Below are 21,373 nucleotides of genomic sequence, written 5' to 3'. Positions count from 1 at the left end.
GGCGGTGCGCGCCGACGCGGACGCGGCGGTCACCGCGCTCCAGTCGTCGCTGGCCCGCGCCGCGGCCGAGCGCGACGCCCTGGCGTCGGCGCGCAGCGGGTTCGAGGCCGAGCTGCTCGAGGTCCGCAGCCGGGTGCGCGCGGCCACCGCCGAGCTCGACCGGCTCACCGACGAGGTGCACCGAGACGAGGTGGCGCGCACCGAGCAGCGCTACCGCATCGAGTCGCTGGAGGGGCGGGCGGCCGAGGAGTTCGGCGTGGACCTGCCCACCCTGCTCGGCGAGTACGGCCCCACCGCGCCGGTCCCGCCCTCGCCGGCGCAGGTGGCCGAGGCCGAGGCGGCGGGGGAGCCGGCGCCGGACCCGGTGCCCTACGAGCGGGCGGTGCAGGAGCGGCGGGTGGCCCGGGCCGAGCGCGACCTCGCCACCCTCGGCAAGGTCAACCCGCTGGCGCTCGAGGAGTTCGCGGCGCTGGAGGAGCGGCACACCTTCCTCGCCACCCAGCTGGAGGACCTCAAGAGCACCCGCAAGGACCTGCTCACCGTCGTCCGCGAGGTGGACGGGCGCATTCACGACGTCTTCGCCTCGGCGTACGCGGACGTGGCCCGCGAGTTCGAGCAGGTCTTCGCCACCCTCTTCCCGGGCGGCGCCGGCCGGCTGGTGCTGACCGACCCCGAGAACATGCTGACCACCGGCGTCGAGGTCGAGGCCCGCCCGCCGGGGAAGAAGGTCAAGCGGCTGTCGCTGCTCTCCGGCGGCGAGCGCTCGCTGACCGCCGTGGCGCTGCTCGTGGCGATCTTCCGCGCCCGGCCGTCGCCCTTCTACGTGCTCGACGAGGTCGAGGCGGCCCTGGACGACGTCAACCTCGGCCGCCTGCTGGTGCTGGTCGAGCAGCTGCGCTCCACCTCGCAGCTGATCATCATCACGCACCAGAAGCGGACGATGGAGATCGCCGACGCCCTCTACGGCGTGAGCATGCGCGGCGACGGCATCACCGGCGTCATCAGCCAGCGGCTGCGCGAGCTCGAGACCGCCTGAGGTCGGTCAGACGCCGCTGCGGACCTCGAGGTCGACGACGACCGGCAGGTGGTCCGACGCGCCCTCGGCGTCCAGCACGTAGGCGCCGGCGACGGCGACCCCCGCGGACACCCACACCTGGTCGATCCGGCGGTGCGGCGAGCGGGCGGGGTGGGTGTTGCCCGCCTCGGACTGCCAGAACCGCCAGCCGGCCTGGTCGTCCCGCGCCCGGGCCAGGTGCCAGGCGTCGGTGAACCGCTGCCGGAGCACGTCCAGCTCGGGGGCGTCGGGCCCGGTGTTGAAGTCGCCGACCAGGACGCCGGTGTCCATCGGCTCGGTGTGCAGCCCGGCCAGGGCAGACACCTGCGCGGCCCGCTCCTCGGCGGAGCGGGTGGTCAGGTGGGTGGCGGTCACCCAGAGCGCCCCGCCGTCGAGCTCGACCATCGTCCGCAGCGCGCTGCGCGGCTCGCCGCTCCCGGGCAGCCGGTGCACGTCGCTGATCAGGATCGGCAGCCGGGACAGCAGCGCGTTGCCGTACTGGCGGCGCGGCTCGTCGCCGGGCCGCCGGTCCTCCTCGCCCCGGTCGATGGCCGGGCCCCAGGCCAGCTGCATGTCCAGGGCGCGGGAGAGCAGCAGCGCCTGGTCCACGTCCTCGCTGCGGGGACCGAACCGGCGGTCGACCTCCTGCAGGCAGATGATGTCGGCGTCGACCGAGGCCAGGAGCTTGGCCAGCCGCGGCAGGTCGTGCCGGTCGTCCTCGCCCACGCCGTGGTGGGTGTTGAAGGTGACCAGGCGCACGGGGATCGGTGGCTGGTCGGGACCGGGGGCCGGCTTCGTCACCCCTCCACCTTCTCAGGCATCCGACAGCGGCATGTCCAGCACCTGCACCAGCCGGGCGTCGTCGACGCCGGCCTCCCCGGTCACCGACAGGACGAAGCGGGCCTCGCGGCCGTCCAGCACGAGCTCGCCCACCTGGTTGCCGAAGAACGGCCCCGCCTGCTTCTCCCACTGCAGCTGCGAGGGCGCCGCCCGCACGAGCCGCGCCAGCCGCTCCCCGAACCGCCGCGCCGACCGGCTCCAGCCGATGCGGAAGCCGACCCGGATCGGGTGCGGCGCCTGGTTGTGCAGCGGGGAGACGGTCAGCTGGTGCATCCGCGAGGTGAGGCCGCCGGGCCGGACGAGCTCGGCGGCGTAGGCGTGGTGGACGTCGCCGGAGAGCACCAGCGCGGTCGCCGGTGCCCGGCCGTGCTCGCCACGGGCCACCGCGAGCAGCGCGCGGCCCAGGCGCTCGAAGGAGTCGCCGAACGCCGCCCAGTGCTCGAGGTCGGCGGCCTGGCGCAGCTTCTCCGCCAGCCGTCCGCGGCGCCGGCCGTGGTGGCGCACCGCGAGCGTCTCGTTCCAGCGCTCGATGGAGTGGATGGCGTGGGGGAGGAGCCAGGGCAGGGAGGTGCCGACGACGAGGTGCTCGACGCCGTCCTCGACCGCCCGGCGCATGGCGGCCTCGACCCACTCGAACTCGGCGTCGTCGAGCATCCGCCGCGCGGGCTCCTCGAGCACCCGGCCCGCGCGGCTGTCGACCATGACCATGCGGGCATCGCCCCAGTGCCGCACGTAGCTCCAGCGGACCCCCGCGGGCTCGGCGTCGGCCCGCCGGGCCATGTCCCGCAGCAGGGGCTCGGCGTCCACCCGGCCGTCGGGGAGCGCCTGCACGGCCTGCCACGTCTCGTTCTCCGCCAGCTCCTGGGGGCTGAGGTTGCCCAGGTGCTGGTAGACCCAGTAGCTGACCAGGCCGCCGGAGATCCGCTCGGCCCACCAGCCCTGCCCGGTCACCTCCGCCCGCCAGGCCGCCGAGGTGTTCCAGTCGTCGATCATCTCGTGGTCGTCGAAGATCATCGACGACGGGATGGTCGAGAGCAGCCAGCGCACCTCGGCGTCGGTCCAGGACTCGGCGTAGAGCCGGGAGTACTCCTCGAAGTCCGCCGCCTGGGCGCCCGGCGCCACGTCGAGGTCGCGGCGGGCGGCGAACTGCTCGCGCATGGAGTCGGTGATCTCGTCGGCGTAGACCTGGTCGCCGAGGAGGACCAGGGCGTCGGGCCAGCGGTCCTCCGGCAGCTCCGCCACGTGCACGGCGTAGCGGTCCAGGGCGTCGGGCGGCACGCCCTCGGAGCGGTGCACCGTGCGCGGGCTGGCGTAGCGGCAGGAGCCGAAGGCCAGCCGGAAGGGGCCGGGCCCGCCGGCGGTCCGGATCCGGCTGGGCGGGAAGGCGGAGCCCTCGGGCGGCCAGACGCGGACGCCGTCCAGGTGCACCTCGTACGGGGTCGTGCTGCCCGGCTCCAGGTCCTCCACGACGACGAGCGCGTAGTGGTGCCCGGCGACGGAGAAGGTGCGGGCCCGGCGGTCGAGGACGGTGACCTCGCAGGGCCGGTCGACCTCCACCCAGATCGTCGCGGAGACGGGGTCGACGTGCCGCAGCAGGGGCCCGAGCAGGAGGGCGGGGGCTGACGGGTCGGGGTGCGGCATGCCCACACCCTTCCGTACCCGCCTGTGAGCGGTCCTGCCCGTCATCGCGGGCGGGCGGCTGAGAGACTCGCGGGCATGGAATTCGTGCTGATCGCGATCGGGATCCTGGTCATCGCGCTGATCACCGGGGTCAGCCTCCTCGTCGGCCGCGGACGGCGGACGATGCGCCTGGAGGACGACGCCGCGGCCGGCACCACGCTGACCCGCCCGCGGCCCACGCCGCCGGCTCCCGTCCCGACCCCGGACCAGCCGGACGCGGTCGTGCCCGACGCCCCGCCGACGGTGGAGCTGCCCCCGGCCCAGCCCGAGCCGGGCCTGGTCTTCGACACCCCGCCACCGTCGGCCGGCCGGCTGGTGCGGCTGCGCTCGCGGCTGGCCCGCTCGCAGTCCTCGCTGGGGCGCGGCCTGCTCACGGTCCTCGCGCGCGAGAAGCTGACCGAGGACGACTGGGAGGAGGTCGAGGAGACCCTCCTCGCCGCCGACGTCGGCATCGCGGCGACCACGCAGATCGTCGAGCGGCTGCGCACCCAGTCGATGGTGCTCGCCACCGCCTCCGGCACCCAGCTGCGCGAGCTGCTGGTGGACGAGCTGACCGCCGTCCTCGGGCCGGACCTCGACCGCACGCTCGGCACCGACCGGCACGAGGGGCGTCCCGGCGTGGTCCTGGTCGTCGGCGTCAACGGGGCCGGCAAGACGACGACCGTGGGCAAGCTGGCCCGGGTGCTCGTCGGCGACGGCAAGAGCGTGGTCCTGGGCGCGGCCGACACCTTCCGCGCCGCCGCCGCGGACCAGCTGGAGACCTGGGGGGAGCGCGTCGGCGTCCTCACCGTGCGCGGCCGCGAGGGCGGTGACCCGGCGGCGGTGGCCTTCGAGGCGGTGCGCACCGGCGTCGAGGCCGAGGTCGACACCGTCGTCGTCGACACCGCCGGCCGGCTGCACACGAAGTCGGGGCTCATGGACGAGCTGGGCAAGGTGAAGCGCGTCGTCGAGAAGCAGTCGCCGGTCACCGAGGTGCTGCTCGTGCTCGACGCGACGACCGGGCAGAACGGCGTCGTCCAGGCCCGCGTCTTCACCGAGGCCGTCACCGTCACGGGCGTCGTGCTCACCAAGCTCGACGGCACCGCGAAGGGCGGCATCGTGGTCCGGGTCCAGCAGGAGCTGGGCATCCCGGTGAAGCTGATCGGACTGGGCGAGGGCGCCGACGACCTGGCTCCCTTCGAGCCGCGCGCCTTCGCCGAGGGGCTCGTGGGCGGCGAGGACTGAGCGCCTCCGCGCGGGTCGTCGTCCCGGCCGCGCCGCTGCCCCCGCCCTTCCGCTGGGCGACGCGCACGGCGCGGCTCGTGGCCGACGGGACCGGGCTGCACCGGGTCTCCCCGCACGGCCGGACGACGACGTGGCGGCGCGGCCCGGGTGGCCCGGCGACGGCGTGGACGTTCCCCGGCGGGGAGGCGCGCTCCGTCGGCGGACGGCGGACGGCCGGGCCGCTGCTCGTCGTGGGCGACGACGCCGGCGCGCCGCTGGTGGTCGTCCCGGTGGCCGAGTGGAGCGCGGTGCCCCCGCCGGAGCGGGGCGGCCCGCTGCGCGGGACCGGCCTCCAGCGCCTGGTGGACGTCCTGGGGCTGGACGTGCGGCCGGCGGGGGAGGACGAGGTCGCCACCCTCGCCTCGGTGCGGGTCCCCGTGGCGCGGGCGCTGCCGCGCTGGACGGGGTGGCAGTCGGCGGTCGCCGTCCTCGGCGCCGTCCCCTTCGCCGTGGGGCACGTGCTGGGCGTCGCCCGCGGCAGCTCCAGCACGTGGGCGGCGGTCGGGCTCCTCGGGCTCGTCGTGCTGCTCGCCGCGGGCGCCGGGCCGCTGGCCACCGGCCTGCTCGGCGAGCGGCTGACCAGCGGCTCGGAGGCGGTGGTGCGGCCGGACCGGGGCGCGCGCCGCGTGCTCCTGGCCCGCCGCCCGCACGGCCCGGAGGTCGGCATCCGCGAGGGCGACGGCGTCGAGCGCTGGCTGCCGGTGGGCGAGGGGCGCGGTGCTGTCGCGGCGGTGCGCACCGGGCCGCACGCCGTCGAGCTGGTCGACGACCGCGGGGCCGTGGTGCAGTCGCTGCACGCGGAGCGGTTCGCCCCGGGGCCCGCGGCGCGGGAGGCGCTGGACCGGCTGTGGGCGGCGGCCGGCCTGCCCGTGCGGGCGGGCCGGTCCGGTGCTCGCGAGCGCGCGGACCTGGGCAGCGACCTCCCGACGGCGGGAGCGACGTGGCCCCCGATGCTGCCCCGCCCGAGGCTGCTGGCGGTGCTCGGTGTCGGCCTCGCCGGGCTCGACGGCCTGGTCCTGCTGCTCGCCGGGGACGGCATGCCCGCCCAGCGGCTGGGTGCGGGGTACCTCGCCGTCGCCGTGGGCAGCGGGCTGCTCTGGCTGCGACTGCGGCGCCCCGGCGGGCCCTAGCGGCAGACCGGGACGTCGAAGTCGGTGTTGTGCAGGGTGCGGCCGCCCTTGACGTCGCCGTTCATGAACGAGTTGGCCGGCGACCAGCGGCCGGCCCACTCGCCGGAGTCGACGAGGTACCAGAAACCGTCGGGCGTGACGCTCGGGATGCTGGGCGCGTAGTACCGGCAGCGGACCTCGACGGTGGTGTCCGGCGGGATCTTCTGCCCCTGCCCCTGCAGCGTGCGGGGGTCGGCGAAGGTGTTCGCCCCGAGGCTGCCCGTCGTCTCCGGCCGCAGTCGGCCGTCACCGGTGCTCGGCAGCGGCGGGATCGGGTCGGGGGCCCCGTCGCGCACCAGGAGGGCGGCCGTGGTGCCGCCGGTGGTCAGCACGAGCAGGGCCGCGACCACCGCCGGCCACCGGCGCCGCCACCAGGGAGCCGGCGCCGTTGCCGGCTCGGGGGCCGGCTCCGGTGCGGGCGCCGGTGCCGGCTCGGGCCCCGCGGGGCGCTCCGGGACGGGCGGCGCGGCGGCGGGACCGCAGGTCTCGACCAGCCGCGGGGCCCTGGCGGCCCCCGGGTAGCCAGGGGCGTTCTCCAGGGCCCAGGCGTCGAGGTCGCGCACCGCGCCGGTCACGGCGTTGCGCGGGTACCGGCCCCGGCACCAGTTGTCCAGGGTCCGCGGGCTGACCCGGTTGCCCGAGGCCCGGGCCAGCTGCTCGCGACCGCCGTGGGCGTCGACCAGCCAGGTGACCTGGCGGACGAACGGGTCGTCCAGCGGCTCGCGGGCGCCGTGCTCGCCGGTCGTGCTGCTGCCCATCGCGGTCTCCCGTGTCCGATCCCCCGTGAGGCGGCGCAAGGTACCGCAAGTGCGGAACTGCGGCGGCTGTCCGGCCCGCGGCACGCGGTATGCCTGGGGAGCCGTCCTGCCCCTGACCACGGCGGGGCGGTCCGGTGCGCCGGCGGCGTCCGGGGGGCGGCAGCGCTACGGGGGTGCTGCCGCCCCGCGCCCGGTCAGCCGGCGGGGCGCGGCGAGAACCCGTAGGGGAGCTCCAGCCGGTGCGCGGCGAGCAGCGGAGCGTCGGCCAGCAGCTCGGCGGTCGGCCCGTCGGCGACCACCAGGCCGCCGTCGAGCACCACCGACCGCGGGCACAGCTGGGCGGCGTAGGGCAGGTCGTGGGTGACCATCAGCAGCGTCACGGGCAGCTCGTCGAGGACCTCGGCCAGCTCGCGCCGGCCCGCCGGGTCGAGGTTCGACGACGGCTCGTCCAGCACGACGATCTCCGGCTGCATCGCCAGCACGGTGGCCACCGCGACCCGGCGGCGCTGGCCGAAGGAGAGGTGGTGGGGTGGCCGGTCGGCGGCGTCGGCCATGCGCACGCGGTCCAGCGCCTCGGCCACCCGGGCGGCCACCTCGGCCTCGGGCAGCCCGAGGTTGCGCGGCCCGAAGGCGACGTCCTCGCCGACGGTGGGCATGAACAGCTGGTCGTCGGGGTCCTGGAACACCACCCCCACCCGGCGGCGGATCTCGGGCAGCGTCCGCTTGCCGACGTCGAGACCCGCGACGCTGACCCGACCGCGACCGCCGCGGAGGATGCCGTTGAGGTGGAGCACGAGCGTGGTCTTGCCGGCGCCGTTCGGCCCGAGGAGGGCGACGCGCTCGCCCCGCTCGATGCGCAGGTCCACACCGAACAGGGCCTGGTGCCCGTCGGGGTAGGCGAAGGCCAGGTCCTCCACCAGCAGGGAGGGCGGGGTGCTCACCCCAGCAGCATCCCGGTCAGCAGCACGGCGGCGGCGGCCAGGGGCAGCGTCAGGGCCAGCGCCCACGACCGCGGGTCGGCGGGGGCGACGGGCCCGCTCGGCATGGTGCCGCTGTACCCGCGGCTGAGCATCGCCAGGTGCACCCGCTCGCCGCGCTCGTAGGAGCGGACGAACAGGGTCCCGGCGGTGGCCGCCACGACCCGGAGGCCGCGGACGCCGCCGCCGGTGAAGCCGCGGGACTCCCGGGCCACCCGCATGCGCTGCAGCTCGCCGCCGACGACGTCGGCGTACCGGATCATGAACATGAGGATCTGGACCAGGAGCTGCGGCAGGCGCAGCCGCTCCAGGCCGCGCAGCAGCGCCCGCGGCTCGGTGGTCGCCGCCAGCACGGTCGCCGCGAGGATGGACAGGGTCGCCTTGGCCAGCAGGCCGCCACCGGCGGCCAGCCCGCTCTGCGACAGCGAGAGGCCGAGCACCTCCACCCGGGGACCGCGGGCCACGAACGGCAGGAGGGCGGCGAACGCCACGAACGGCACCTCGACCACCAGGCCGCGCACCAGCCGGCCCGGCCCCACGCCGGCGACCGCGGCGACGGTGAGGACGGCGAGCAGGTACCCGCCGTAGGCCGCGGGCGCCCACGGGGCGTGGACCGGCGTGGCCACGACGACCACCGCGAACGCCAGCACCGCGACCAGCTTCAGGTGCGGCTCCAGCCGGTGGACCGCGGAGCTGCCCGGCAGGTAGCGGGTGGCGAGGGCACCCCCGTGGCCCGCTCCCACCTCAGCCCTGGCCGGAGCCGGCGCCCCGGCGGCGCGCCAGCCAGGTCACGCCACCGGCGAGGCCGAGGGTGGCGAGCACGCCGACGACGCCGGAGGCACCGGCCGAGAGCCGGTTCTCCTCGCCGTCCCACAGGTAGTCGGCGAAGGGGGAGCCGGCGGCGGCGCTGTCCTCGGCGGTGTGCGCGAAGCCGGCCCGCTCGGCGGCCCACTCCAGCCCGTCGGGGGAGCCGCTGGCGTACCAGCTGAGGACTCCGGCGACGAGGAGGGCGACGACGACCCCGACGACCCAGAGGGTGCGACCCCGGCGGCTCATCGGGCGGCCCCCGTGGCAGCCGGGCGGCGGTCCTCGAGCACGGCGGCGGCCCGCATGCCGCGCGCCCCGTGGACCAGGTCGGGCCGGACGGCGAGGACGGCGCCGACCACCGCGACGGTGATCGCGGCCTCGCCGAGGCCGATGAGCAGGTGGACGCCGGTCATCGCCGAGACGACGGTGCCCAGGGCGAGGTCCACGGTGCCGCCGAGGGCGAACAGGCCGACGAAGGCGAGGGCGGCGGCGGGCACCGAGAGGACGGCGGCGACGCCCGAGGCGGCCAGCACGCCGGTCCGGGTCCGCGGGAGCACCGCGGCCAGCCCGCGGAAGACGCCGTAGCCGACGAGCACCGCGACCAGCCCCATGAGCGTGACGTTGGTGCCCAGCGCGGTGAGCCCGCCGTCGGCGAAGAGCACGGCCTGCACGAGCAGCACCGCGGTCATGCAGAGCACCGCGGTCCACGGGCCCACCAGGACGGCGGTGAGCACCGCGCCGATGAGGTGACCGCTGGTCCCCGCCGCGACCGGGAAGTTGATCATCTGGCCGGCGAAGACGAACGCGGCGGTGAGGCCGGCCAGGGGAGCGGTGCGGTCGTCGAGCTCCGCGCGGGCCCGGGTGAGGGCGAGCGCGACGGTGCCGGCGGCCAGTGCCCCGGTCGTCGCGGAGGTGGCGGGGTCGAGGAATCCATCGGGGACGTGCACGCCTCTGACCTTATTGCACATCGTTTGCAACTGGCTCGGCAGCGAGCCCGGAGGAGGGCGAGCGGGGGCGCACCGGGGGGCCGCGCAACACCACCGCAACGAAGCGGCCGGACACGCGCGGCGGAGTTCACCGCCGCGAAACGTGGGATCGACGTCGGCGGAAACACGGCCCCGGCACGGTGAACACCACTCGACGACGGGTCGGCGACGGCCCCGAAACCCTCAGGAGGTTGCCGTGGTCAACACCGGCGACACCGCCTGGGTGCTCGTCAGCGCCGCACTCGTGCTGCTGATGACCCCCGGCCTGGCTCTCTTCTACGGCGGCATGGTCCGTGCGAAGAGCGTGCTGAACATGATGATGATGAGCTTCGGGGCGCTGGCGCTGATCAGCGTGCTCTGGGTCGTCTACGGCTACTCGATGGCCTTCGGCGACGACGTCGGCCTGGGTCTGCTCGGCGACCCGTCGCAGTACTTCGGCCTCAAGGGCCTGATGGAGGACGTCACCGCCGAGGGCGGCCTGCCCCCCATGGCGTTCGTCGGCTTCCAGGCCGTCTTCGCCATCATCACCGTCGCGCTGATCTCCGGCGCCATCGCCGACCGCGCCAAGTTCGGCGCGTGGATGGTCTTCGCCGGTGTGTGGGCGACGGTCGTCTACTTCCCGGTCGCCCACTGGGTCTTCGACTTCAGCCTCGACGAGCACGTCGGTGGCTGGATCGCGAACAACCTGGTGGCCATCGACTTCGCCGGCGGCACCGCGGTGCACATCAACGCCGGTGCGGCGGGCCTCGCCCTCGCCCTGGTGCTCGGCAAGCGCCGTGGCTTCGGCCGCGAGGCCATGCGGCCGCACAACCTCCCGCTGGTCATGATCGGCGCCGGCCTGCTGTGGTTCGGCTGGTTCGGCTTCAACGCCGGCTCGGCCCTGGCGGCCAACAACACCGCCTCCGTGGCCTGGGTGAACACGCTCGTCGCCACCGCCGCCGCGACCCTGGGCTGGCTGCTGGTGGAGAAGCTGCGCGACGGCCACTCGACCTCGCTGGGCGCCGCCTCCGGTGTGGTCGCCGGTCTGGTCGCGATCACGCCGGCCTGCTCGGCTGTCTCGCCCATCGGCGCGGTCGTGCTGGGCGCCATCGCCGGTGCGCTCTGCGCCCTGGCCGTCGGGCTGAAGTACAAGCTCGGCTACGACGACTCCCTCGACGTCGTCGGCGTGCACCTCGTCGGTGGCCTGTGGGGCACCATCGCCATCGGCTTCCTGGCCGACCCGGACGCCCCCGCCGGCGTGGAGAGCCTGCTCTTCGGCGGCAGCGTCGACCAGCTCTGGCGGCAGGTGGTCGGGGCCGTGGCGGTCCTGGTCTTCTCCTTCGTCCTTACGCTGGTCATCGGTTTCGTGATCCAGAAGACGATGGGCTTCCGGATCACGGAGGAGGACGAGATCACCGGTATCGACAACGTCGTGCACGCGGAGTCCGGCTACGACTTCGCCTCGCTCGGCAGCAGCGGTTCCACCGCCCCACTGGCCGGCCAGGCTCGCGCCGAGGCCCGCAACACCGAGAGGACGCTGGCATGAAGCTGGTCACCGCGATCGTCAAGCCGTTCAAGCTCGACGACGTCAAGAACGCCCTCGAGCTGATCGGCATCGCCGGGCTCACCGTCAGCGAGGTCCAGGGCTTCGGCCGTCAGCGGGGCCACACCGAGGTCTACCGGGGCGCCGAGTACCAGGTGGACTTCGTGCCCAAGGTCCGCATCGAGGTGGTCGTCAGCGAGCTCGACGCCGCCCGGGTGGTGGACGCCGTCGTCGAGGCCGCCTCCACCGGCCAGATCGGTGACGGCAAGGTCTGGGTGACGACGATCGACGAGGTCGTCCGGGTCCGGACCGGGGAGCGCGGCGACGACGCGCTGTAGCACCAGCCGCACGAGCACCTGAGGACGCCGGCCGGGGAGCGGGGTGGGTGGGAGCCCATGTCACTGCCCGGCCGGCGTCCTCGTCCCTGGCCGACGTCCGACCACTTCCGAGGGGGAACCGTGCTGGACACCGAGGCCCTGCCGCGGCTGAGCCGGACGGAGCGGGTCGCCGTCCTCGACGGCTGGCTGACCGGGCTCCTCGCCGAGGCCGTCGGCGGGACCCCACCGCCGACGACGCGCCGCGGGGGGCCGCCCCCGCGGACCGGCACCGACGGGCTGGCCCTGGTGGCGGTGGGCAGCCTGGGCCGCCGGGAGCTGCCCCCGCACGGCGACCTGGACCTCGTGCTCGTGCACGAGGGGCGGCCGGAGATCGCCGCGATCGCCGACGCCCTCTGGTACCCGGTGTGGGACGCCGGCCTGCGCCTGGACCACTCCGTCCGCTCGGTCGCCGAGGCCGTCTCGGTCGCCTCGACCGACGCGAAGGCCGGCCTCGGGCTGCTGGACGCCCGGCTGGTCGCCGGGGACGCCGAGCTCGCCGGGCGGCTGCGCAGCGCCACGCTGGCCAGCTGGCGGCAGCACGCCTCCCGGTTGCTGCCGCAGCTGCGCGACCTGCGGCGGGAGCGCGCCCACCGCCTCGGGGAGCTGGCCTTCCTGCTGGAGCCCGACCTGAAGGAGGCCTACGGGGGGCTGCGGGAGGGCCAGGTGCTGCGCGCCGCCGCGGCCGCCCAGGTCGCCGACGAGCCCTCCGAGGAGGCGGAGCAGGCCTACGCCTTCCTGCTCGACGTCCGTGACGAGCTGCGGGCGCGGAGCGGCCGGGCCGGTGACGTGCTCGTGCGGCAGGAGCAGCGGGCCGTGGCCGCCGCGCTGGGGCTGGCCGACGAGGACGTGCTCCTCCGCGAGGTGAGCCTGGCCGGCCGCCGCCTGGCGTTCGTCGCCGACGAGACCTGGCGCCGGGTGGAGGCCGCCCTCGTGCGCCGGCCCCGTGGCCGGTACCGCCGCGTCCGCCGCGAGCCGCTGGCCGAGGGCGTGGTCCGCCAGGGCGACGAGGTGGTGCTCGCCCGCGACGCGCGCCCCGCCGCCGACCCCGGCCTGGTGCTGCGGGCCGCGGCGGCCGCCGCCCGCGCCGACCTGCTGCTCTCGCCCTACACGCTCAAGGTCCTGGCGGTGCACAGCCCGCCCATGCCCGAGCCGTGGCCCCCGGAGGCCCGCTGGTCCTTCCTGCGGGTGCTGGCCAGCGGCCGGTCGGCCGTGCGCGTGCTGGAGCAGCTGGACCAGGAGGGGCTGCTGTCCCGGCTGCTGCCGGAGTGGGACCGGGTGCGCTCGCTGCCGCAGCGGCACCCCTGGCACCGGTTCACCGTCGACCGGCACCTCGTCGAGGCGGCCGCGGCCGCCAGCGAGCTGACCCGCGACGTCGACCGCCCCGACCTGCTGCTGGTGGGCGCCCTCCTGCACGACATCGGCAAGGGCTACCCCGGCGACCACAGCGTCGTCGGGGAGCCGGTGGCGGCGGAGATCGCCACGCGCATGGGCTTCGCGCCCGCCGACGTCGCCACGCTGGCCACCCTCGTGCGGCACCACCTGCTCCTACCGGCCACGGCCACCCGGCGCGACATCGACGACCCGGCCACCATCGAGCGGGTCGCCGACACGATCGGCCGCGACTCCTCCGTGCTGCACCTCCTGCACGCCCTCGCCCAGGCGGACGGGGCGGCCACCAGCGCCTCGGCCTGGTCGCCGTGGAAGGCCCACCTCGTCGCGGCACTGGTCGGCCGGGTGCAGGCCGAGCTGGGCGGCACCGCGATGGAGGAGCCGGAGCCGGTGCTGCACCCCACCCCGCCGCAGGTGACCGCGCAGGTCGCCTCGGGGGCGGTCACCGTGGGCGTGGAGGACGTCGCCGACGGCCAGCAGGTGACCATCGGGGCGCCCGACCGGCCGGGGATGCTCAGCACCTGCGCCGGGGTGCTCGCGCTCAACCAGCTCGACGTCCGGGCGGCGAAGATGACGGTGGCCGACGGCTACGCGACCGGGGTCTTCGCGGTGCGCCCGCGGTTCGGCCGCGCGCCCGTCCCGGAGATCCTCGCCGACGGCGTCCGCGCCGCCCTGGAGGGCACCCTCCCGCTGGCCGCCCGGCTGCGGCAGCGCGAGGCCGACTACCGGGAGGACGGCCGGGCCGCGCCGCCGCGGATCTCGTGGCACAACTCGGAGGTCAGCGGTGCCGCGACCGGGATCGTCGAGGTCCGGGCCGGTGACCGCGCCGGCCTGCTCTACCGGCTGACGGCGGCGATCGCGGGGGAGGGGCTGGACGTGACCGGCGCCCGCATCGAGACCCTCGGCGGCGACGCGGTCGACTGCTTCTACGTGGCCAACCCCTCGGGGTCCCCGGTGGACCCGGTGCAGCGCGAGCGGGTGGACGCCGCCCTCGTGGCGGCCACCCGGGGCGGTGGCGCGGTGGCGGTGGGAGCGGACACGCCGTCCTGAGGTCCGCCGTTCTGTCGGTGGCGCGTGCGACCGTCGGAGGCAGCGCGGGACGGAACGGTCCCACCAGCCGAGAGGAGCGCCTCGTGGACAGCCGTCAGTGGCCCTGCCCCACCTGCGGGGAGGACGCCGTGTTCGTGCAGCCGCCGTGCACCGACGGCCACACCGACGACGGCGCGGAGTGCCCGGAGTGGGCCTGCGCCGACTGCGGCACCGCGATCGTGACCGGTGACGCCGCCGTCCTGCCCGTCGTCGTCGCCTCCGCCCGCGCGGCCTGAACGGTCCCGGCGCTCCCTCGATACGCTGGGAGCAGGTGGCGCGGCGAGCCCGCGCCCGTGACTGCTGAGGACGTGCTGTGTTCGAGACCCTCTCCGACCGCCTCGACAAGGTCTTCACCGGCCTGCGGGGCAAGGGTCGGCTCTCCGACGCCGACATCGACGCGACCGCGCGCGAGATCCGCATCGCGCTGCTGGAGGCCGACGTCGCGCTGCCGGTGGTGCGGTCGTTCATCGACGCGGTCAAGGAGCGCGCCCGCGGCGCCGACGTCTCGCAGGCGCTGAACCCGGCGCAGCAGGTCATCAAGATCGTCAACGAGGAGCTCATCACCATCCTCGGTGGCGAGACCCGCCGCATCCGGCTGGCCAAGCAGTCGCCGACGGTCATCATGCTGGCCGGTCTGCAGGGTGCCGGTAAGACCACGCTGGCCGGAAAGCTCGGCCGCTGGCTCAAGGAGCAGGGGCACACCCCGCTGCTCGTCGCCGCCGACCTGCAGCGGCCCAACGCCGTCAACCAGCTGTCGATCGTGGCCGGCCAGGCCGGGGTCGACGTCTACGCGCCCGAGCCGGGCAACGGCGTCGGCGACCCCGTGCAGGTGGCCCGCGACTCCATCGACCACGCGCGCCGCACGATGCACGACGTCGTCGTCGTCGACACCGCCGGCCGGCTGGGCATCGACGCCGAGCTGATGCAGCAGGCGGCCGACATCCGCGACGTCGTCCGTCCCGACGAGACGCTGTTCGTGGTCGACGCCATGATCGGCCAGGACGCGGTCACCACCGCGCAGGCCTTCGCCGACGGCGTCGGCTTCTCCGGCGTCGTCCTGACCAAGCTCGACGGCGACGCCCGGGGTGGCGCCGCGCTCTCGGTGCGGCACGTGACCGGCCAGCCGATCATGTTCGCCTCCACCGGCGAGAAGCTCACCGACTTCGACGTCTTCCACCCCGAGCGCATGGCCTCGCGCATCCTCGGCATGGGCGACGTGCTCACCCTGATCGAGCAGGCCGAGAAGACCTTCGACGCCGAGCAGGCCGAGCGCATGGCCGGCAAGCTCGCCTCGCGCGAGGGCTTCACGCTCGAGGACTTCCTCGAGCAGATGATCGCCATCCGCAAGATGGGACCGATCGCGAACCTGCTCGGCATGCTGCCCGGGGCCGGGCAGATGAAGGAGCAGCTCAAGCAGCTCGACGACCGCGAGCTGGACAGGGTCACGGCGATCATCCGCTCGATGACGCCGGAGGAGCGGGTCAACTCCAAGGTCATCAACGCCTCGCGCCGCGTCCGCATCGCGAACGGCTCCGGCGTCAGCGTCACCGACGTCAACCAGCTGCTGGAGCGCTTCGCCCAGGCCCAGAAGATGATGAGCCAGATGGCCGGCAGCATGGGCCTGCCGGGCATGGGGCCGATGTCGAAGAAGGCGCGCGGGCGGGCGATGCAGCAGCAGGCCGCCCGCGGCAAGGGCAAGAAGGGCAAGGGGAAGGCCAAGGGTGGTCCCGCCCGGCGCCCCGTCGGCGCCCCGGGCCTGCCGCCGGGCGCCGGTTTCCCCGGTGGCGGCAACCCCTTCGGTGGCGGGATGCCCGGGCTGCCGCCGGGGCAGGGCCTGCCCGACCTCAGCAAGCTGAACTTCGACCAGTTCAAGGACCAGCAGGGCAAGTGAGCGACCCCGCGCTCCACCTCGCCGGAGTGGTGCTGCCCGAGGGGGAGCACCGCGACGTCTGGGTGCGCGGCGGGCGGTTCACCTTCGAGCCGGTTCCGGGCGCGGAGACGGTCAGCCGGGGCGGCTGGCTGGTCCCCGGGCTGGTGGACGCCCACTGCCACGTGGGGATCCTGCGCGGCGGCGGGCACGCCGAGGACCTGGCCGAGGCCCGAGCGCAGGCGCTGGCCGAGCGCGACGCCGGCGTGCTGGCGCTGCGCGACTGCGGGTCGCCGGTCGACACCCGGGCGCTGGACGACGAGCCGGACCTGCCGACGATCATCCGGGCCGGGCGGCACATCGCCCGCACCCGCCGGTACATCCCGGGCCTGGGCGTCGAGATCGAGCCCGAGGACCTCGTCGAGCAGACCCGGGTGCAGGCCCGGCGCGGCGACGGCTGGGTGAAGCTCGTGGGCGACTGGATCGACCGCTCGGTCGGCGACCTGGCACCCGAGTGGCCGGCCGACGTCGTCGCGGCGGCGATCGCGGCCGCGCACGAGGAGGGCGCGCGGGTCACCGCGCACACCTTCGGCACCGACGCGCTGCCCGCGCTGATCGAGGCGGGCATCGACTGCATCGAGCACGGCACCGGGCTGACCGAGGAGCTGATCGGCGAGATGGCCCGCCGGGGCACCGCTGTCGTCCCGACCCTGGTGAACGTAGAGAACTTCCCCGGCTTCGCGGCGGCGGGGGAGAAGAAGTTCCCCACCTACGCGAGCACGATGCGCCGGCTCTACGCCAACTCCGGAGCGGTGGTGCGGGCGGCGTTCGAGGCCGGCGTTCCGGTGTTCGCCGGCACCGACGCCGGCGGCGGGATCGACCACGGCGTCATCGCCGACGAGATCCGGGCGCTGTGCTCCGCGGGGATCCCGGCCGAGGACGCGCTGGCAGCGGGCTCGTGGAAGGCGCGCGAGTGGCTGGGGCTGCGGGGGATCGAGGAGGGCGCGCAGGCCGACGTCGTCGTCTACGAGGCCGACCCCCGCGCGGACCTCGACTCGTTGCAGCGACCGCAACGAACGATCCTGCGCGGCCGTGTCGTCGCCTGACCGGTCGCTACAGCCACTGCAACGCTCTGCCGGTCGGCGCGCGGGCTGGTTGACTCCTCGCATGGTGGAGCCCTTGCCAGAGCCGGAGCCGTTGATCGACCCGACCGAGCCGGCGCCCGACGACCCGGGCGAGCTGCTGCCCGACACCCCGGACACGCTGCCGCCCCCGCCGATCGAGCCCACGCCCGACGACCCCGGCGGTGACCCGGGTGGGGTGCCCGAACCGGCCTGACGGGCCGAGACGGCGCAGTGCGGCCGGCCGCCCGCGACTCCGATCCGGGGCGGCCACCTGTTGGTAACGATCCCAGGCCCGCTACGGCTGGCTCGGCACCCACCAACGAGACGCCAGCACGATCGGCGGCCTCACGTTGATGGGCGTCCGTCTCTACAGCGCCAACCTCGGACGCCTTCTCACCGTCGACCCAGTCGAAGGCGGAACCAGAACACCTACATCTACCCCGCCGACCCTGTCAACATTTTCGCTTCGATGGGCGCTTTGGGATAGGTAAGTGGTGGAAGGACACGAAGAAGGACTGGAGCCGAAACTGGAAGCCCAAGATCATCAACATCGGTGTTGGCATAGCTGCGGCCGCCGGCACGGCTGCCTGCGTTGCCTCGCGAGTGTGCGGCGCTCTGCTCGTCGTCGGGGCAGCCGCCCTCTTTGTGGGGGGACTGGCGGCTCACTACGCGGTGTCGTCTCCGGCGGTGAGACGCCGAGGGGTGGGGTCCCACGTTTTGTCTACCGCTAGGGCCGTAGGCATGGGCATGCTATGCGGCGCGACCTTCGGAAGGGGCTGCCTCGGTGCCGCAATGCTTGGCGCAAAGAGGAGTTCTCCGATCTATGGACTCAGCTTTGGCGGGGGCGTTCGGACCCTAATTCGTCGGACCGCACGTTGACCGCTACGAAGGGCAAGCTGGCGTGCACCTGCGGGAAAGGCGTGCCTGCAACGGGGCAGCAACTTGGTGAGAGAAGAGGGCGGGCATTGCTGGGCGCGGTGCTTGCCCTCGCCATCATTGGCTTTATCGCGCTCGTGTGGGGCCGAAAGTCAGCGGTGATCGCCCTCGCCGGCGAGTTGGCTGTCCTTCTGTTCGTGGGCCTCATCCGGTACAAGCTTGGTCACAGGGGCAAGTGCCTGGTGGTCGGCGCGGTCGCGGCATCCTTCGGCTGGACTCAGTGGCTTTCATAAGACGTCCGCATCGGATGTGCGCAGACTGCCAACGAGAAGACGTCAGATGAATTGGCGCTGGGGACATCCACGGCCTGTGCGGAATTAGCCTGACATAGGCGAGGTGGTGTCGGTCGGCTTCGCGGCGTCCGAGGGGTGGCGTCCCGGGGGCGACGGCAGCTTGGCCGCATGGGAAGTTCTCGCCACCCTTGGCTGTAAGCGAATGCGGCCCCTCGGGCGGGGAAGCGATTATTGTGGCTGAACGAGCGAGCGTCCGATCATGCGGCCCTCCATGCGATCGAAGCCAACGGCCCCGGCGACAGTCACGATGAGCACGACGACCACCGACGCCATCCGCGAGGGCCACGTGGAGAGGTGCCATAAAAGTTGCAGCCGGATTTGCGTGCATCGTTGGCCCTCTCAACTCCAGGGAAAGCGGGGAACCTTGCACATCAAACATCGTGGACGGTGGTGAATGGTTTCTAGATGGATGCCGAGATGGAAGGCTCGACGAGCTGAAGTGAACGATGGCTCGCTTGATTTCCTGCTTCAGCGAGTGGTCAGTGCGACAGAGGAGTTGGCGGACAAGTACATGCATCGTCCTGGGATGTCCGGCCTCGATGTGGCGGTCCAGCGTGGGAGAGATGTCGGAGCGGGTGACGTGTGGGGAATTTATGCCAGCCTGGTCTCGGAGACGGGATACATGGAGGCGTGGGAACCGGTGCAACGCCGAGCGCCAGATGTGCAAGAGTGGGAATCCATCGCGGATCCTGCGTACGCGATTGCCCGTATTGAGGCGGCGCTGCAGCAATGGGCGCGATCCTCGTCGGTCAAGTGACCTGGCGTACCGGGATACGTGTATGTCTTCGCGTCACTTCGGTTACGACTGGTGCAGGGGGCAAGGCAACCCGCGGTATTCCCTTTCTGGAAGCCGATAGAGGCTCTCGCTAAGCCCGGTAACGGCGTGCGCTGTTGCCGGCATGGGCATCGGCTGACGTGCGAGGTGTCAACCTCCCAACTGCGAGGGCCTGGTGGTCGGCCTGCTGCGGTTCCGTCGCCGGCCCGACCGCTGAGCTGGACCCTTGTATCCAGGGCGTCAGCACGTGACGTCCGCACGCCTGGGAGACTCCTGGCGTGCTGTTGCGGATGTCGACCCTGTTCCTGCGGACCCTGCGCGACGACCCGGCCGACGCCGAGGTCGCCAGCCACCGCCTGCTCGCGCGGGCCGGCTACATCCGGCGGGCCGCTCCCGGCGGGTTCACCTGGCTGCCGCTGGGCTTCCGCGTGTTCCGCAACGTCGAGCGGATCATCCGCGAGGAGATGGACGCCATGGGCGCCCAGGAGGTGCACTTCCCCTCGCTCCTGCCGCGCGAGCCCTACGAGGCCACCAACCGGTGGACCGAGTACGGCCCCAACCTCTTCCGCCTGAAGGACCGCCGGGGCAACGACTTCCTGCTCGGCCCCACGCACGAGGAGATGTTCACGCTCCTGGTGAAGGACCTCTACGGCTCCTACAAGGACCTGCCGGTCTCGCTGTACCAGATCCAGACGAAGTTCCGGGACGAGGCCCGCCCCCGGGCCGGCCTGTTCCGCGGCCGCGAGTTCACGATGAAGGACAGCTACTCCTTCGACGTCGACGACGCCGGCCTCGACAAGAGCTATGCCGCGCACCGGGACGCCTACATCAAGATCTTCGACCGGCTGGGCCTGGAGTACGTCATCGTCTCGGCGATGTCGGGCGCCATGGGCGGCTCGAAGAGCGAGGAGTTCCTGCACCCCACCGAGATCGGCGAGGACACCTTCGTCCGCTCGGCCGGTGGATACGCGGCCAACGTCGAGGCCGTCGCCACGGTCGTCCCCGACGAGATCCCGCTCGAGGGCCTGCCCGAGGCGCACGTCGAGGACACCCCCGACACCCCGACCATCGAGACGCTCGTCGCCGTCGCGCAGCAGCTGTTCCCCGACGCCGGGTACACCGCCGCCTCGACGCTGAAGAACGTCGTCGTCACGCTGGTGCACCCCGACGGCACCCGGGAGCCGCTGGTCATCGGCCTCCCCGGCGACCGCGAGGTCGACGCCAAGCGCCTGGAGGCGCAGGTCGCGCCGGCCGAGGTGGAGCCGTTCACCGAGTTCGACAAGCACCCCGCGCTGGTCAAGGGCTACATCGGCCCGCAGGTGCTCGGCGCCGAGAGCGAGTCGGGCATCCGCTACCTGGTCGACCCGCGCGTGGTCAGCGGCAGCCGCTGGATCACCGGCGCCAACCAGCCCGGCAAGCACGTGTTCGACCTGGTGGCCGGCCGCGACTTCACCTGGGACGGCGTCATCGAGGCCGCCGAGGTGCTCGCCGGTGACCCCGCGCCCGACGGCTCCGGCCCGCTGGAGCTCGCCCGCGGCGTGGAAATGGGCCACATCTTCCAGCTGGGCCGCAAGTACGCCGAGGCGCTGGACCTCAAGGTGCTCGACGAGAACGGCAAGCTCGTCACCGTCACCATGGGCTCCTACGGCATCGGCGTCTCCCGCGCGGTCGCGGCGATCGCCGAGTCCACGCACGACGAGCTCGGCCTGGTGTGGCCCCGCGAGGTCGCCCCCGCCGACGTGCACGTCGTCGCCACCGGCAAGGACGCCGCCGTGTTCGAGGCCGCCGAGGCGCTGGCGGCCGAGCTGGTCGCCGCCGGCCTGACGGTCCTGTACGACGACCGTCCCAAGGTCAGCCCCGGCGTGAAGTTCAAGGACGCCGAGCTGCTCGGCATGCCCACGATCGTCACGGTCGGCCGCGGTCTCGCCGAGGGCGTCCTGGAGCTGCGCGACCGGGCGACCGGCGAGCGCGAGGAGATCCCGGTCGACGGCGCCGCCGCGCGGGTGGTGGCCGCCGTCCGGGGCTGACCCCGCGGCCCGTGGTCCACTTCGGCCATGCCGCAGGACGTCGAGGAGCAGGTGGCGCTCAGCGCCCAGGTGGTCGAGCAGAACCTCAGCATCGGTGACCGGGTGCACGAGCCGCGCCCGATCGACCACCTCGCCGGGTTCCGCACGCGGAAGGCCGCCGAGGCCGCCGGGGAGGAGCTGGTCGCCGCCGGCTACCGCATCGACGGCCTGCGCCGGCGGTTCCTCACCGTCTGGCTGGAGTTCAGCGCCGTCACCGCCGTCGACCACGACTCCGCGGCTGCCTTCACCCGCGAGGTCGTCGGCATCGTCAACCGGCACGGCGGCAGCTACGACGGCTGGGGCGGCTTCGTGATGACCGGGGACGACGAGGACCGGTGACCGGGCCGGTCCGCCGCCCGCTGACGGCCGCCGAGCGGTAGCTGCTCGACGCGCTGCTCGCC

General features: G+C 74.1%; 21 protein-coding genes. 14 read left to right on the top strand and 7 right to left on the bottom strand.

All coding sequences use genetic code 11. The features are described from left to right. Positions 1-1,036: AAA family ATPase (locus E4P43_RS16350; protein ID WP_167759215.1), on the top strand; the 1,036-nt coding region annotated here is incomplete at its 5' end. 6 nt (positions 1,037-1,042) lie between these two features. Here the strand turns inward: E4P43_RS16350 and E4P43_RS16345 are convergent. Both E4P43_RS16345 and E4P43_RS16340 read right to left on the bottom strand, forming a co-directional pair. After that, positions 1,043-1,855, bottom strand: coding sequence for an endonuclease/exonuclease/phosphatase family protein (locus E4P43_RS16345; protein ID WP_135146512.1), 813 nt, complete (start codon positions 1,853-1,855; stop codon positions 1,043-1,045). A gap of 12 nt (positions 1,856-1,867) precedes the next feature. After that, positions 1,868-3,535, bottom strand: coding sequence for an alkaline phosphatase D family protein (locus tag E4P43_RS16340; protein WP_135146511.1), 1,668 nt, complete (start codon positions 3,533-3,535; stop codon positions 1,868-1,870). A 75-nt stretch (positions 3,536-3,610) separates the two neighbouring features. Here E4P43_RS16340 and ftsY point away from each other — a divergent pair, with 75 nt between their 5' ends. Together ftsY and E4P43_RS16330 are read left to right on the top strand one after the other, a co-directional pair. Then, positions 3,611-4,798, top strand: a complete 1,188-nt coding sequence (gene ftsY, locus E4P43_RS16335) for a signal recognition particle-docking protein FtsY (protein ID WP_135146510.1) — start codon at positions 3,611-3,613, stop codon at positions 4,796-4,798. A gap of 77 nt (positions 4,799-4,875) precedes the next feature. Beyond that, complete coding sequence (locus E4P43_RS16330) at positions 4,876-5,967, top strand: hypothetical protein (RefSeq protein ID WP_135146509.1); 1,092 nt, start codon at positions 4,876-4,878, stop codon at positions 5,965-5,967. Here the strand turns inward: E4P43_RS16330 and E4P43_RS20280 are convergent. The 5 genes from E4P43_RS20280 to E4P43_RS16310 all read right to left on the bottom strand — a co-directional run bounded on the left by E4P43_RS20280 (position 5,964) and on the right by E4P43_RS16310 (position 9,495). After that, positions 5,964-6,764, bottom strand: coding sequence for a hypothetical protein (locus E4P43_RS20280; RefSeq protein ID WP_135146508.1), 801 nt, complete (start codon positions 6,762-6,764; stop codon positions 5,964-5,966). The genes E4P43_RS16330 and E4P43_RS20280 overlap by 4 nt on opposite strands. Before the next feature lie 194 nt (positions 6,765-6,958). After that, complete coding sequence (locus E4P43_RS16320; protein WP_135146507.1) at positions 6,959-7,705, bottom strand: ABC transporter ATP-binding protein; 747 nt, start codon at positions 7,703-7,705, stop codon at positions 6,959-6,961. Further along, on the bottom strand, positions 7,702-8,484 hold the full coding sequence (gene cbiQ / locus E4P43_RS16315; RefSeq protein ID WP_135146506.1) for a cobalt ECF transporter T component CbiQ: 783 nt from the start codon (positions 8,482-8,484) through the stop codon (positions 7,702-7,704). The genes E4P43_RS16320 and cbiQ overlap by 4 nt, the downstream gene beginning before the upstream one ends. A 1-nt stretch (position 8,485) precedes the next feature. After that, positions 8,486-8,797 carry a PDGLE domain-containing protein gene (locus tag E4P43_RS20275; protein ID WP_209313926.1) on the bottom strand — a complete coding sequence of 104 codons (312 nt, stop codon included), beginning with the start codon at positions 8,795-8,797 and terminating at the stop codon, positions 8,486-8,488. Then, entirely contained in the window at positions 8,794-9,495 is a 702-nt protein-coding gene (locus tag E4P43_RS16310; RefSeq protein WP_209313925.1) for an energy-coupling factor ABC transporter permease, read from the bottom strand. The genes E4P43_RS20275 and E4P43_RS16310 overlap by 4 nt, the downstream gene beginning before the upstream one ends. A gap of 235 nt (positions 9,496-9,730) precedes the next feature. Here E4P43_RS16310 and E4P43_RS16305 point away from each other — a divergent pair, with 235 nt between their 5' ends. From E4P43_RS16305 to E4P43_RS16260, 11 genes are all read left to right on the top strand, one after another. Further along, complete coding sequence (locus tag E4P43_RS16305) at positions 9,731-11,059, top strand: ammonium transporter (protein WP_135146505.1); 1,329 nt, start codon at positions 9,731-9,733, stop codon at positions 11,057-11,059. Continuing rightward, positions 11,056-11,394: a P-II family nitrogen regulator gene (locus E4P43_RS16300; protein WP_135146504.1), complete on the top strand. Its 339-nt coding sequence runs from the start codon at positions 11,056-11,058 to the stop codon at positions 11,392-11,394. The genes E4P43_RS16305 and E4P43_RS16300 overlap by 4 nt, the downstream gene beginning before the upstream one ends. A 120-nt stretch (positions 11,395-11,514) precedes the next feature. Next, positions 11,515-13,872: a [protein-PII] uridylyltransferase gene (locus E4P43_RS16295; protein WP_135146503.1), complete on the top strand. Its 2,358-nt coding sequence runs from the start codon at positions 11,515-11,517 to the stop codon at positions 13,870-13,872. 83 nt (positions 13,873-13,955) lie between these two features. Then, positions 13,956-14,147 (top strand): hypothetical protein, encoded by a 192-nt coding sequence (locus E4P43_RS16290; RefSeq protein WP_135146502.1) that lies wholly within the window; start codon positions 13,956-13,958, stop codon positions 14,145-14,147. A gap of 77 nt (positions 14,148-14,224) precedes the next feature. After that, positions 14,225-15,802 (top strand): signal recognition particle protein, encoded by a 1,578-nt coding sequence (gene ffh, locus E4P43_RS16285; protein ID WP_135146501.1) that lies wholly within the window; start codon positions 14,225-14,227, stop codon positions 15,800-15,802. Beyond that, the gene (locus E4P43_RS16280; RefSeq protein ID WP_135146500.1) at positions 15,799-16,884 is read left to right on the top strand and encodes an amidohydrolase family protein; all 1,086 of its coding nucleotides are present in this window, start codon (positions 15,799-15,801) and stop codon (positions 16,882-16,884) included. The genes ffh and E4P43_RS16280 overlap by 4 nt, the downstream gene beginning before the upstream one ends. Positions 16,885-16,957: 73 nt before the next feature. Continuing rightward, the gene (locus E4P43_RS20020) at positions 16,958-17,116 is read left to right on the top strand and encodes a hypothetical protein (RefSeq protein WP_167759214.1); all 159 of its coding nucleotides are present in this window, start codon (positions 16,958-16,960) and stop codon (positions 17,114-17,116) included. A 661-nt stretch (positions 17,117-17,777) separates the two neighbouring features. Continuing rightward, positions 17,778-18,071, top strand: coding sequence for a hypothetical protein (locus E4P43_RS16275; protein ID WP_135146499.1), 294 nt, complete (start codon positions 17,778-17,780; stop codon positions 18,069-18,071). Positions 18,072-18,570: 499 nt separating this feature from the next. Beyond that, positions 18,571-18,888: a hypothetical protein gene (locus E4P43_RS16270; RefSeq protein ID WP_135146498.1), complete on the top strand. Its 318-nt coding sequence runs from the start codon at positions 18,571-18,573 to the stop codon at positions 18,886-18,888. A 296-nt stretch (positions 18,889-19,184) separates the two neighbouring features. Further along, positions 19,185-20,933, top strand: a complete 1,749-nt coding sequence (locus E4P43_RS16265) for a proline--tRNA ligase (protein WP_135146497.1) — start codon at positions 19,185-19,187, stop codon at positions 20,931-20,933. 27 nt (positions 20,934-20,960) lie between these two features. Then, positions 20,961-21,311: a ribonuclease E inhibitor RraB gene (locus E4P43_RS16260; protein ID WP_135146496.1), complete on the top strand. Its 351-nt coding sequence runs from the start codon at positions 20,961-20,963 to the stop codon at positions 21,309-21,311. The last annotated feature ends 62 nt before the right edge of the window (positions 21,312-21,373 follow it).

It is taken from the genome of Blastococcus sp. TF02A-35, assembly GCF_004571075.1.
Taxonomy (GTDB): Bacteria; Actinomycetota; Actinomycetes; order Mycobacteriales; family Geodermatophilaceae; genus Blastococcus.
The sequence above is the reverse complement of the archived record's forward strand: the minus strand, read 5'-3'. Positions and strand labels throughout refer to the sequence as shown.

Excerpts from the sequence above, each read along its gene's own strand:
- E4P43_RS20280 (WP_135146508.1), bottom strand. The coding sequence starts at position 6,764 with ATGGGCAGCAGCACGACCGGCGAGCACGGCGCCCGCGAGCCGCTGGAC.
- E4P43_RS16260 (WP_135146496.1), top strand. The coding sequence starts at position 20,961 with ATGCCGCAGGACGTCGAGGAGCAGGTGGCGCTCAGCGCCCAGGTGGTC.
- E4P43_RS16300 (WP_135146504.1), top strand. The coding sequence starts at position 11,056 with ATGAAGCTGGTCACCGCGATCGTCAAGCCGTTCAAGCTCGACGACGTC.
- E4P43_RS20275 (WP_209313926.1), bottom strand. The coding sequence starts at position 8,797 with ATGAGCCGCCGGGGTCGCACCCTCTGGGTCGTCGGGGTCGTCGTCGCC.
- ftsY (WP_135146510.1), top strand. The coding sequence starts at position 3,611 with ATGGAATTCGTGCTGATCGCGATCGGGATCCTGGTCATCGCGCTGATC.
- E4P43_RS16340 (WP_135146511.1), bottom strand. The coding sequence starts at position 3,535 with ATGCCGCACCCCGACCCGTCAGCCCCCGCCCTCCTGCTCGGGCCCCTG.